12 protein-coding genes are annotated in these 12,094 nt (G+C 70.9%); 8 read left to right on the top strand and 4 right to left on the bottom strand.

Annotated features, from left to right (window positions below; all coding sequences use genetic code 11):
• Positions 1 to 57: 57 nt before the first annotated feature.
• Both ABD161_RS02240 and ABD161_RS02235 read right to left on the bottom strand, forming a co-directional pair.
• A complete protein-coding gene (locus ABD161_RS02240; protein WP_343999298.1) occupies positions 58 to 282 on the bottom strand; it encodes an acyl-CoA carboxylase subunit epsilon in 225 nt (74 codons plus the stop codon).
• On the bottom strand, positions 279 to 1,907 hold the full coding sequence (locus ABD161_RS02235; RefSeq protein ID WP_343999296.1) for an acyl-CoA carboxylase subunit beta: 1,629 nt from the start codon (positions 1,905 to 1,907) through the stop codon (positions 279 to 281). The genes ABD161_RS02240 and ABD161_RS02235 overlap by 4 nt, the downstream gene beginning before the upstream one ends.
• A gap of 149 nt (positions 1,908 to 2,056) precedes the next feature.
• Here ABD161_RS02235 and ABD161_RS02230 point away from each other — a divergent pair, with 149 nt between their 5' ends.
• The 8 genes from ABD161_RS02230 (at position 2,057) to ABD161_RS02195 (ending at position 9,821) form a co-directional block, all read left to right on the top strand.
• The gene (locus ABD161_RS02230) at positions 2,057 to 2,797 is read left to right on the top strand and encodes a biotin--[acetyl-CoA-carboxylase] ligase (RefSeq protein ID WP_135115162.1); all 741 of its coding nucleotides are present in this window, start codon (positions 2,057 to 2,059) and stop codon (positions 2,795 to 2,797) included.
• Between the two features lie 68 nt (positions 2,798 to 2,865).
• Complete coding sequence (locus ABD161_RS02225) at positions 2,866 to 3,408, top strand: PH domain-containing protein (RefSeq protein ID WP_343999294.1); 543 nt, start codon at positions 2,866 to 2,868, stop codon at positions 3,406 to 3,408.
• 57 nt (positions 3,409 to 3,465) lie between these two features.
• Positions 3,466 to 4,587, top strand: coding sequence for a 5-(carboxyamino)imidazole ribonucleotide synthase (locus ABD161_RS02220; protein ID WP_343999292.1), 1,122 nt, complete (start codon positions 3,466 to 3,468; stop codon positions 4,585 to 4,587).
• A 391-nt stretch (positions 4,588 to 4,978) separates the two neighbouring features.
• Complete coding sequence (gene purE, locus ABD161_RS02215) at positions 4,979 to 5,446, top strand: 5-(carboxyamino)imidazole ribonucleotide mutase (protein ID WP_343999474.1); 468 nt, start codon at positions 4,979 to 4,981, stop codon at positions 5,444 to 5,446.
• A 112-nt stretch (positions 5,447 to 5,558) separates the two neighbouring features.
• Positions 5,559 to 6,947, top strand: coding sequence for an LCP family protein (locus tag ABD161_RS02210; RefSeq protein ID WP_135115183.1), 1,389 nt, complete (start codon positions 5,559 to 5,561; stop codon positions 6,945 to 6,947).
• A 52-nt stretch (positions 6,948 to 6,999) separates the two neighbouring features.
• Positions 7,000 to 8,097: a glycosyltransferase gene (locus ABD161_RS02205; protein WP_343999290.1), complete on the top strand. Its 1,098-nt coding sequence runs from the start codon at positions 7,000 to 7,002 to the stop codon at positions 8,095 to 8,097.
• A gap of 84 nt (positions 8,098 to 8,181) precedes the next feature.
• Positions 8,182 to 9,048 (top strand): ABC transporter permease, encoded by an 867-nt coding sequence (locus ABD161_RS02200; protein WP_194210334.1) that lies wholly within the window; start codon positions 8,182 to 8,184, stop codon positions 9,046 to 9,048.
• 11 nt (positions 9,049 to 9,059) lie between these two features.
• On the top strand, positions 9,060 to 9,821 hold the full coding sequence (locus ABD161_RS02195; RefSeq protein WP_343999286.1) for an ABC transporter ATP-binding protein: 762 nt from the start codon (positions 9,060 to 9,062) through the stop codon (positions 9,819 to 9,821).
• Positions 9,822 to 9,825: 4 nt separating this feature from the next.
• Here the strand turns inward: ABD161_RS02195 and ABD161_RS02190 are convergent, their stop codons facing one another.
• Both ABD161_RS02190 and ABD161_RS02185 read right to left on the bottom strand, forming a co-directional pair.
• Complete coding sequence (locus ABD161_RS02190) at positions 9,826 to 10,728, bottom strand: glycosyltransferase family 2 protein (RefSeq protein WP_343999284.1); 903 nt, start codon at positions 10,726 to 10,728, stop codon at positions 9,826 to 9,828.
• A 7-nt stretch (positions 10,729 to 10,735) separates the two neighbouring features.
• Complete coding sequence (locus ABD161_RS02185; RefSeq protein ID WP_343999282.1) at positions 10,736 to 12,037, bottom strand: UDP-glucose dehydrogenase family protein; 1,302 nt, start codon at positions 12,035 to 12,037, stop codon at positions 10,736 to 10,738.
• Positions 12,038 to 12,094: the final 57 nt, after the last annotated feature.

Here is a 12,094-nt window from a genome sequence, read left to right as displayed (position 1 = left end):
ACTTTGGGGGACACTTTCAACCGCCCGTCGAACCTTGTGATCTCGAGGATCCGGGGCTCAGCCCGAGAACCGGCCCCAGGGGATCCCGGGCCGCAGCGGCTGGCGCAGCGCGCGCTGGGTCTGTTGCCAGGCAGAGGGGCGGCTGTCGTCCGCGACCGCCTCCTCTGCCTCGCGCGTGTACTCCTCGCCGACGACGGCGAGGAGCGCCGCGAGCTCGTCGTCGGTCGGCATGCCGCGCACCACCTCGACGCGCGGGGGATCGATCTGGTCGCCGGGGGTCACAGCGGGATGTTCCCGTGCTTCTTCGGCGGCAGCTCGGCCCGCTTGCCCCGCAGCGAGCGCAGGGCCTTGGCGATCGCCACCCGGGTGGCCGAGGGCTCGATGATCCCGTCGAGCTCTCCGCGCTCGGCGGCGAGGAACGGCGAAGCGACGTTGTACGTGTACTCGTTGGCGAGGCGGGTGCGCACGGCGGCGACGTCCTCGCCGGCCTCCTCGGCACGCTTGAGCTCGCCGCGGTAGAGGATGTTCACCGCGCCCTGGCCGCCCATGACGGCGATCTCGGCGGTCGGCCACGCGAGGTTGATGTCGGCGCCGAGCTGCTTCGAGCCCATCACGATGTACGCGCCGCCGTAGGCCTTACGCAGGATGACGGTGACGAGCGGCACGGTGGCCTCGGCGTACGCGTACAGCAGCTTCGCGCCGCGGCGAATGACGCCCGTCCACTCCTGGTCGGTGCCGGGGAGGTAGCCGGGCACGTCGACGAGGGTCACGATCGGCACGGAGAACGCATCGCAGAAGCGCACGAAGCGGGCGGCCTTCTCGCCGGCCTCGATGTTGAGCGTGCCCGCCATCTGCGACGGCTGGTTCGCGATCACGCCGACCGTGCGGCCCTCGACGCGACCGAAGCCGACGACGATGTTCGGGGCGAACAGCGGCTGCACCTCGAGGAAGTCGCCGCGGTCGACGACGTGCGAGATGACCTCGTGGATGTCGTAGGGCTGGTTCGGGGAGTCGGGGACGATCGTGTCGAGCGTGCGATCCGGATCCGTCGTCTCCGACTCGAAGTCGGCCTCGTACACGGGAAGCTCGGCCATGTTGTTGTCGGGCAGGTAGCCGAGAAGGGTGCGCGCGTAGTCGAGCGCGTCGTCCTCGTCCTCGGCGAGATAGTGCGCGACGCCCGAGCGGGTGTTGTGCGTGTAGGCGCCGCCGAGCTCCTCCATGCCGACGTCCTCGCCGGTGACGGTCTTGATGACATCCGGACCGGTCACGAACATCTGGCTGGTCTTGTCGACCATGATCACGAAGTCGGTCAGGGCGGGGGAGTACACGGCGCCGCCCGCGGCCGGGCCCATGATGATCGAGATCTGCGGGATGACGCCGGAGGCCTGGGTGTTCAGGCGGAAGATCTCGCCGTACTTGCCGAGGGCGATGACGCCCTCCTGGATGCGCGCCCCGCCCGAGTCGAGGATGCCGATGATCGGCATGCCGCCGCGAAGGGCGAACTCCATGACCTTGATGATCTTGTCGCCGGCGACCTCGCCGAGCGATCCGCCGAAGGTCGTGAAGTCCTGGGCGTAGACGGCGACGGTGCGGCCGTGGATGGTGCCGACGCCGGTGACGACCGAGTCGCCGTACGGACGGGACCTGTCCATGCCGAACGCCGTCGTGCGGTGGCGCACGTACTCGTCGAACTCGACGAAGCTGCCGGGATCGACGAGCAGCTCGATGCGCTCGCGGGCGGTGAGCTTGCCCTTTGCGTGCTGCTTCTCGCGGGCCTTCTCCTCGGACGCGACGACGGCCTCGTTGTAGCGGGCGCGGAGATCGGCGATCCGGCCGGCGGTCGTCGACACGTTCTCGGACGCGGCTTCGGCGGACGCGTTGTCGGTGGGCGCAGTCGGTTCGGTCACGCGTTCAACCCTATCGACGGGCCTGACGGCCACGTTGGCGGCCATGCACAACGACCGCGCGGATCCTGTGTCGCGTGTCGCCATCCGACACCCGGCCCGCGCGGCCCGCGGGTCAGGGCAGGGCGACGTCCCCGCCGTAGGCTTCGGGGATGGAGTTCGAGCGGGCGCGGCGCATCGCCGGCCAGTGGCGGCAGGTGGATGCGACCGGATCGACGAACGCCGATCTGGTCGCCGCGGCGGGTGCCGATCCGGAGCTGCCGCACCTGACGGTGCTGCTCACACGGGATCAGCGGGCGGGACGGGGCCGACGGGACCGGGTGTGGCAGGCGCCCGCCGGTTCATCGCTCGCGGTGTCGGTGCTGGTGCGCGTGCCGGATGTGCCGCCGGCCGCGCGCGGGTGGATCCCGCTGGCGGCGGGCGCGGCGATGGCGACCGCGGTCCGCGCCCAGCTTCCCGGGCATGACACCGGGCTGAAATGGCCGAACGACGTGCTCGTCGACGGCAGGAAGATCTGCGGGATCCTCGCGGAGGGCACCGCGGGCCTCGAGACGGTCGTGATCGGCTCGGGCATCAACACCGCGATGAGCCCGGGTGATCTGCCCGTGCCGACCGCGACGTCGTTCGCCGCGCTCGGTGCCACCTGCGACGAGGACGCCCTGATCGCCACGTACCTCACCGAGCTCGACCGGCTGCTCGCCTCCCTTCGTGAGGGTCGCGAGGCAGTGCGCGACGCCGTGACGGCGCTGTGCCTCACGCTCGGGCGGGAGGTCACCGTGTCGCTTCCGGACGGATCGGCCCTGCGTGGCGCCGCGACCGACATCGACCTCGACGGACGCCTCGTCGTCGCGGGCACGGCCGTCTCGGCGGGCGACGTCGTGCACGTGCGCTGACCGGCGGCCTCGACCCCGCCTGCGTGTCAGGGGCCCAGGATGTCCGACGCCCTGGGCACAATGGAGCCATGAGCCAGCCGACCCCCGCCGCGCGCCTCGCGACGCCGCCGCCGGGGACGCGCGCGCCCGAGATGACGATCGCGACGATGCGCGATCACGCGGGTGGTCTTGTCTGGTCTGCGCTGCTGCTGATCGCGGTCGCCGGAGCCACCGGGTTCTTCTACGGAAATCTCCCCGCGCCGTTCGCGGACTGGATGCTGATCGCGGCCGCCGTCGTGCTCGTCGTGGCGGGCGTCATCCTGCCGTACCTCGTGTGGCTCTCGCGCAGCTACACGATCACCACCCGCCGCGTGATCAGCCGCCACGGCCTGCTGTCGCGCTCGCGGTCCGAGCTCTCGCACGCGCGGGGCTACACGGTCGCCACGCGTCGCAGCGCCTCGCAACGTATGCGCGGCACCGGCACGCTCACCCTCTCGGACGGCATGGAGGGGCGGATCGAGCTGCGCGACGTGGCGCACCCGCTGCTCGTGAGCGAGGTGCTCGCCGATCAGGTGGAGCTGAACCAGATCCTCGCGCACCGCGACAGCCAGGGGATCCCGACGCCGTCGTAGGGCCGGGGCCTCCCCGGGGGTCGCGAGCGCCCGCGGACGCTCTGAGAGAATGGCCGCATGACGAAAACGGTCGGCGTGGTCGGCGGCGGACAGCTCGCACGGATGATGATCGCCCCCGCGGTCGAACTCGGCGTCGAACTGCGGGTCCTGGCGGAGGGCGAGGCCATGGCCGCCTCGCTCGCGGCCACCGCGGTGGGCGACTACCGCGACGCGGAGACGGTGCTCGCGTTCGCGCGCGACGTGGATGTCATCACCTTCGACCACGAGCATGTGCCCCAGCCGGTGCTGCGTGCGCTCGTCGACGCCGGCGTCGCCGTGCACCCCGGTCCGGAGGCGCTGCAGTTCGCGCAGGACAAGCTCGTCATGCGCAGCCGCCTCGCCGAGCTCGGCGCGCCCCAGCCCGACTGGGCGGCGGTCGCCGACGAGGCCGACCTGCGCTCCTTCCTCGACGACCACGGCGGCCGCGCGGTCGTGAAGACCCCCCGTGGCGGGTACGACGGCAAGGGCGTGCGGGTGGTGTCCGACCCGGCCGACGTCGCCGAGTGGTTCGCCGCGTCCGACGGGCCGCTGCTCGCGGAAGAGCTCGTTCCCTTCACGCGCGAGCTCGCCCAGCAGGTGGCGCGGCGCCCCTCGGGGCAGGTCGTCGCCTATCCCGTCGCCGAGACCGTCCAGCGCGACGGCGTCTGCGCGGAGGTCATCGCCCCGGCGCCGCGGGCGAGCGAGCGGCTCATGGAGGTCGCGGCGCGCCTCGGCGTCACGATCGCCGAGGGCCTCGGCGTCACCGGCATGCTCGCGGTCGAGCTGTTCGAGACCGCGGATGAGCGCATCCTCGTCAACGAGCTCGCGATGCGGCCGCACAACAGCGGCCACTGGACGCAGGACGGCGCCGTCACGAGCCAGTTCGAGCAGCACCTGCGCGCCGTGCTCGACCTGCCGCTCGGGGCGACCGATCCGCTCGCCGACTGGGCGGTGATGGTGAACATCCTCGGTGGCCCGGCCGAGGGTGGCCTGACCGACCGCTTCGCGGTGGCGATGGCCGAGCACCCCACAGCCAAGATCCACACCTACGGCAAGGATCCCCGCCCGGGACGAAAGGTCGGCCACGTCAACGCCGTCGGCGACGACCTCGAGGACGCCGTGTACGAGGCGCGGGCCGCGGCCGGCTTCTTCCGTTCCTGATAGCTCGCTGCGCTCGCGCGCGGTCTTGTAGCTCGCTTCGCTCGCGCGTCCCACGCGCTCGGGCACCCGCTTCGCGGATGCCGCTCGGCGAGGGACACCGCGTCGCTTCGCTCCGTGGCGGGCAGCGCTGCGCGCTGCGGGGCCCCATCCGGGGCACGCTCGCTGCGCTCGCAGGTGGGCTTGCTCGTGATCCGGATCTTGCGCTTCGCTTGCAGGTGGGGGGCTTGCTCGCGATCCTGATCGTTCGCGCGGTCCCTTCCTGCTCGGCCAGCACGGCCGAGGCCGGGGGAATCAGATGCCGGTTCCGGGTCGCATCCGGGAAACTCCAGGCTGCCCGCCTACCCTGTAACGCGTGCTGAACTCCTCCGACGCCCCCCTGATCGGCGTGGTCATGGGATCCGACTCCGACTGGCGCGTGATGGCCGACGCCTCCGCCGCTCTCACCGAGTTCGGGATCCCGCACGAGGCGGAGGTCGTCTCTGCCCACCGCACGCCCGACAAGCTCATGCGCTACGCGCGGGAAGCACGGGGTCGCGGGCTGCGCGCGATCATCGCCGGTGCCGGCGGCGCCGCGCACCTTCCCGGCATGCTCGCGTCGATGACGGCGCTGCCGGTCATCGGCGTCCCCGTGCAGCTGTCGACCCTCGATGGGCTCGACTCGCTGCTGTCGATCGTGCAGATGCCGGCCGGCATCCCGGTCGCGACCGTGTCGATCAACGGTGCGCGCAACGCGGGCCTGCTGGCGGCGCGCATCCTCGGCGCCGCCGATCCCGGCATCGCGGACCGGATCGAGGACTACGCCCGCGAGCTCGAGCGTCAGGTGGAGGAGAAGAACACCCGCCTGAAGGAATCGCTGTGATCGGGCGGGCCGCGTCGAGGGACGCTCTGTGACGGCAGTGGGCGCGGGGTCGTACGCGGCCGCCCGCGATCGGCGCTCGCCGCACGGGCGGGCGCTGATCGAGCAGCGCCCCATGCGCCACCCCGATTCCGCCGCGCCCGACGCGATGACGCGCCGCGGCTGGTGGCTCGTGATCCTCGGATGGCTGATCCCCGGCTCCGCCCAGGTGCTCGCCGGCAGCCGGCGCCTCGGTCGATTCGGCCTCGCCGCGACCCTGTTCTCCTGGACGGCGGCCATCCTGCTCGGCCTCGGTCTGATGCTCTGGCGGTCGGGCGTGACGTCCGTGCTCTTCGCCCCGATCGTCGGGCCCATCCTGCTCACGGTCGTCCAGATCGCGATCGCCGGCTACGGCGTGCTCTGGATGGTCCTCGGGATCGACACCCTCCGGCTCGTGCGGCTCGTGAAGACCCGCACCCCCGCGCGCTACGGGATCGCCGTGCTGTCGATCCTGCTGATGGTCGTCTCGGGCGGCACCGCGGCGTACGCAGCCAGCTCCGTCGGAGCGGCGCGCGACGCGCTCGGGTCGATCTTCGGTCAGAGCGCCGCGCCGGTGGAGCCGAGCGACGGGTACTACAACATCCTGCTTCTCGGCGCCGACAGCGGCGACGGCCGTGACTCCATGCGGTTCGACAGCATCTCGGTCGTCTCGATCAACGCCGACACCGGCGCCACCACGATCACCGGCATCCCGCGCGACATCCGCGACTTCCCGTTCAGCCCCGGGCCGATGCAGGACCTCTACCCGGACGGCTTCGAGGGACACGGCGACCCGGAGTGCGGCTGGGACGGCGGCATCAACCAGCTGCGCAACGCGGCGGAGAACTGCCGCGACGACAAGGGCGAGGGGCTCTATCCCGACGCCGACTCGCAGGGCTCCTCGCCGGGCGTGGAGGCGACGAAGGCCGCCGCCGAGGGGATCCTCGGCATCGAGATCCCGTACTACGTCTTCATCGACATGCACGGCTTCGCCGACCTGATCGACGCGCTCGGCGGCGTCGAGATCGAGGTGACCGAGCGGCTGCCCAAGGGCGGCGGCCCCGCCTGGGAGGGGCAGCCCGCCGAGGAGTGGGCGATCGGCTGGATCGAGCCCGGCGTGCAGCGCATGGACGGCGACACCGCACAGTGGTACGCCCGCTCGCGGTACACGACGAGCGACTGGGACCGGATGCAGCGCCAGCGCCAGCTGCAGCAGGCGATCCTCGCGCAGTTCACGCCCACCACGGTGCTGACGCGCTTCCAGGAGGTCGCGAACGCCGGGACCGACCTCGTGGAGACCGATCTGCCCCAGTCGATGCTGTCGTACTTCGTCGAGCTCGGGCTCAAGGCCAAGGAGCAGCCGGTCACCACGATCGAGCTGATCCCACCGCTTGTCGACCCCGAGGCCCCCGACTTCGTGGTGATCCGGCAGATGGTCGCCGACGCCCTCCACCCGCCGGCGCCCACGCCGGAGCCGACGGAGTAGCGCGCCGCGAGGGCCGTGCGTCCTCGGAGGCTCACTGGCTACGCTTCGAGACATGACGGTGAGCCTCCGGGTTGTGCTCGACCAGCTGGTCGCGCCCACCCATCCCGACCTCGCCCTCGCCTCGCAATCGCTCGCGGCGGCACTCGTCGAGGCCACGCCGGCCGGCTGCTCCGTGGAGGCGATCGTGCCCCAGGGCGAGTTCGCCCCGGTGCAGGGCGTCGCCGAGACGCGGAGGCTCCCGCGCGGCCGACGCGAGACCGCTGCCGCGTGGCAGCTGGGCGTCGTCGCGGGCGTCGGGGGCGGGATGATCCACTCGCCGACGCTGATGGCGCCGCTCATCCGTCACGACCGCATCAACGACAACGACCAGACGGTCGTGACGCTGTGGGATCTGCGCGCCTGGGAGGCGCCGGACGAGCTTCCCCGGGCGAGCGTCATGTGGGAGCGGGGGATGCTGCGCCGCGCCGTGCGTCACGCCGACGCGGTGGTCGTGCCGACCCACGCGATGGCGGAGCGGCTCGAGTCGCACGCGCGGCTGGGGGAACGGGTGCGCGTGATCGCGGGCGCGCAGCCGGACGGCTTCGGGGCGCCCTCCGATGCCGATGCGCGGCGTCGCGATCTCGGCGTGCCGCGGGCCTGCGTCGTGCTCGCAGGCGGGACGGGGGCCTCGGACGGCCTCGCGGCCGGCTTCCGTGCTGCGGCGCCGACGGCCTTCGACGTCGTCGTGATCGACGTGCCGGCGGGGGAGGAGCAGGCGGTGGTGGATCTCGCGGCGACCTCCGGCGTGGCCGCTGATCGGGTGCACGCGCTCGCCGGCCTCGACCGCGGCGACCGCGCCGCGGTGCTCGACACCGCGGCCGCGTTCATCGCCCCCTCGCCGCGCGGCGCGTGGCCGTGGCGGGTCGTCGAGGCGATGGCGCTCGGCACGCCCGTCGTCGCCGTCGACTCGGACGTGCACCGTGAGGTGGTGCTGGACGGCGGCATCCTGGTCCCCGAGACGGGGCTCGAGGACGCCGTGGTGGACGCGCTCAGCGACGGCGCGCTCACGGGAGATGCCGGGCGCCTTCGCGTGCTGGCGAAGGACAGGTCGCGGGCGTTCTCCTGGGCGGGAGCGGCCGAGCGCGTGTGGCAGGTCCACGCGGACCTCTGAGTCCCATGAGAGGGGCTCAGATGACCAGGTATAGGATCGAAGACGGTCTTCTCAGACCGGTCGAAGGAAGAGCGGGGCGCACGATTGACAACGGTTGATCTCTCGGAGTTCGACGTCCCGGGACGCGGCCGCGGCCTGCTCGACGTCCTGCGGTGGCGATATCTCCTCCGGCTTCTCGTCCGGAAGGGCACCGCGACCCGGTACCGCAACTCCGTGCTCGGGTGGACCTGGTCGTATGTGAAGCCCGGCATCCAGTTCCTCGTGTACTGGCTGGTGATGGGCTTCATCTTCGGCATGGACCGGGGTCTGGAGAACTTCCCCGTGTACCTGTTCTCGGGTTTCGTGGCCGTCAACTTCTTCAACGAGGCGTTCGGCAACGCGACGAGCTCGATCGTCGACAACCGTGCCCTGGTGAAGAAGATCTATCTGCCGCGCGAGCTCTTCCCGATCGCCGCCGTGTGGGTCGCGTTCGTCCACTTCCTGCCGCAGCTGGCCATCCTGCTGGTCGTGTGCGTTCTCACCGGATGGATCCCCACGTTCGCCGCGCTGGGCGCCGCTCTGCTCGGGATGCTGATCCTGGGTGCGACGTCCCTCGGGCTCGGCCTGTTCTTCGCCGGGCTGAACGTGCGGTTCCGCGACGCGCAGAACTTCGTCGAGATCCTCCGCATGCTCGCGACCTGGGCATCGCCCGTGCTGTACACGTGGACCCTGGTCGCCGAGAAGCTGCCGGAGTGGGTGCTGTACGTGTACATGGTCAACCCCCTCACGATCGCGGTCGAGTACTTCCACTACGCGTTCTGGCAGCCGACCATCCCCGACGAGCGCTTCCACGGCTTCGCCCCGCATTTCGAGCTGTACACCGCCGGCGCCGTCGTGCTCTGCGCGGCCTTCCTCGTGATCGGCCAACTCGTCTTCCGTCGTTTCGAGCGCTCGTTCGCGCAGGATCTGTGAGGCGCACCGACATGTCCGACACCTTCGCAGCAGCCACCGCGACGCGACCGACGATCATCGTCGATCACGTCACCAAGGAGTTCCTCAAGCGGAACACGCACTCCTTCAAGGAGGCGTTCGTCGGCTGGTTCAAGCGGCAGAAGGTGCGCAGCGACATCTTCCTCGCGCTCGATGACGTCAGCTTCGAGGTCGGCGAGGGCGAGGCCGTCGCCGTGCTCGGCTTCAACGGATCGGGCAAGTCGACCACCCTGAAGCTCGTGTCCGGCGTGCTCGAGCCCGATGCGGGACGGGTCTTCACACGAGGCCGCGTCGCCGGGCTCATCGAGGTCGGAGCCGGCTTCCACCCCGACCTCTCGGGGCGCGAGAACGTCTACCTCAACGCGGCGATCCTCGGCATGCAGCAGAAGGAGATCGAGGAGCGCTTCGACGACATCGTGGCGTTCAGCGAGATCGGCGACTTCATCGATCAGGAGGTCAAGCACTACTCGTCGGGCATGTTCATGCGCCTGGCGTTCTCGGTCGCGATCCACGTCGACCTCGACGTGCTCCTCGTCGACGAGGTGCTCTCCGTCGGCGACGCTCCCTTCCGCGAGAAGTGCTATCAGAAGATCGAGGACCTCACCGCCCGCGGCGTCACGATGCTCGTGGTGAGCCACGACATGAACACCGTCCGGCGACTGTGCGACCGCGGCATCGTGATCCACAAGGGACGCAAGATCTACGACGGGCCGATCCAGGAAGCCGTGGAGACGATCCGCTCCACGCCGCACTGAGCGCTCAGCGGCGCAGCAGACGCCGCAGGCGCGGCACGAGGCGCGAGGAGAGCGGGCTCGTCTGCCGCAGTTCGCCGCGGATGCCGTTCTCGACCTCGACGAAGCGCCGGTCGATGAACTTCGTCAGGTAGAGCACGAGCCCGAGGCCGTGCTCCTCGACGTGCCGACGCAGCTCCTCATCGCGGATGAGCGCGTCGTATTTCGCGTGGTCACCGCGGGCGGCGATGACGCTGTTGCCGGCGTCGCCGGTGTCGCCCACGCGCTGATGCCAGTACGCGTACGGCACCGCGTCGTCGAGGTAGTCGAGCGGGTGCTTCGCCAGGACGCGGAGGTTGAAGTTCCAGTCGCCGATGACGGGCAGGCGCTCGTCGTACAGGCCGAACTCCGCGTGAAGCGCGCGCCGGTACACGAAGCCGATCGGCACGAACCGGTTGAACAGCAGCGTGTCGGCAAGCGTCGGCACCGGGAGGTCGGGCTGGAAGGTCTCGCGTGAGACGGTCTCGTACGTCCCGTCCCGCAGCTCCTCCCACCTGATCTCGATGCGGGACACGACCCCCACGCGCTCGGGAAGCCGGTCGAGGTAGGCGACCGCACGCGCAAGGAAGTCGGGGTGCCAGGTGTCGTCGTCGTCGTGAAGCACGAGCAGGGGAGCGGTCGTCGCGAGCACGCCCGCGTTCGCGCTCACCCATCGGCCTCGCGGCTGCTCATGGTGAATTGCGCGGATCTTGCCGCGGTGCGCCTCGTCGAGCGCCTCGATCGCGGCGTCGACCGCCGACGGGTCACCCCCGTCGTTGACGATCACGCACTGCCAGTCGACCAGCGTCTGCGCCGCGATGCTGCCGAGAGCTCGTCGGAGGAAGAGCGGGCGGTCCTTGGTGCGGACGACGATCGCGACGCGGGAGTTCACGTCCGCCTCAGCGGCCCATGCCGGTGTAGGTCCAGCCTGCGGTGCGCCAGGCGGTGGGGTCGAGGACGTTGCGGCCGTCGAAGACGACGGGGCGGTCGACGAGGGCGGCGGTGGCGGCGGGGTCGAGGTCGCGGTATTCGCGCCATTCGGTGACGACGACGACGGCCTCGGCGCCGGCGAGGGCCTGCTCGGCGGTGTCGGCGTAGGTCAGCTGCGGGTGCATGCGGCGGGCGTTGTCCATCGCCTCGGGGTCGTGGGAGATCACCTCGGCTCCCAGGCCCTTGAGGCGCACGGCGACGTCGAGGGCGGGGGAGTCGCGGATGTCGTCGGAGTCGGGCTTGAATGCCAGGCCCAGCACGGCGACGCGGTGCCCGAAGGGGCGGCCCTCGAAGGAGTCGACGACGAGGTCGACGATGCGCTGGCGGCGGCGCAGGTTGATCTCGTCGACCTGCTTCAGGAATGCCACCGATTCGCCCTTGCCGAGCTCCTCGGCGCGGGCGGTGAAGGCGCGGATGTCCTTGGGAAGGCAGCCGCCGCCGAACCCGACGCCGGCGTTGAGGAAGCGGCGGCCGATGCGGGCGTCGTGTCCGATCGCGTCGGCGAGCTGGGTGACGTCGGCGCCGGTGACCTCGGCGATCTCCGCCATCGCGTTGATGAAGCTGATCTTCGTGGCGAGGAACGAGTTCGCCGCGACCTTCACAAGCTCGGCGGTGGCGTAGCCGGTGACGATGCGGGGAGTGCCGGTGGACAGTGCCGTGGCGTACACCTCGTCCAGGATCGCGGTGTCCTCATCCTTCGTCTCGTCGGCGACGCCGTAGACGAGGCGGTCGGGTTCGATGGTGTCCTTCACCGCGAACCCCTCCCGCAGGAACTCGGGGTTCCATGCGAGCCGTGCCCCGGTGGGGTTCACCAGCTCCGCCAGCCGTGCGGCGGTGCCGACGGGGACGGTGGACTTGCCCACCACCAGCGACCCGGGCTTCAGGTGCGGAAGCAGGTCGGCGATCGCCTGGTTGACGTAGGTCATGTCGGCCCCGGCGCTGTCCTTGCGCTGCGGGGTGCCGACCCCGATGAAGTGCACGTCGGCGTCGGCCGCGGCGGCCGGGTCGGTCGTGAAGCGCAGGCGACCGGAGGCGATGGCGTCGCTCAGGATCTCGGGGAGGCCGGGCTCGAAGAAGGGCGTCTGTCCCGCGGACAGCTTCGCGATCTTCGCCGCATCGGGGTCGACACCGATCACGTCATGACCCAGTGAGGCCATCGCCGCGGCGTGCACCGCACCCAGGTAACCGCAGCCGAAGACACTCAGCTTCATCTCGAGGGACTCCTCTCTTCATCCGCGCAGCAGCCGCCCGCGGACACACGATTCTCA

It is taken from the genome of Microbacterium paludicola (genome assembly GCF_039529675.1).
In the GTDB taxonomy this organism is placed as follows: Bacteria; Actinomycetota; Actinomycetes; order Actinomycetales; family Microbacteriaceae; genus Microbacterium; species Microbacterium paludicola.
The sequence above is the reverse complement of the archived record's forward strand: the minus strand, read 5'-3'. Positions and strand labels throughout refer to the sequence as shown.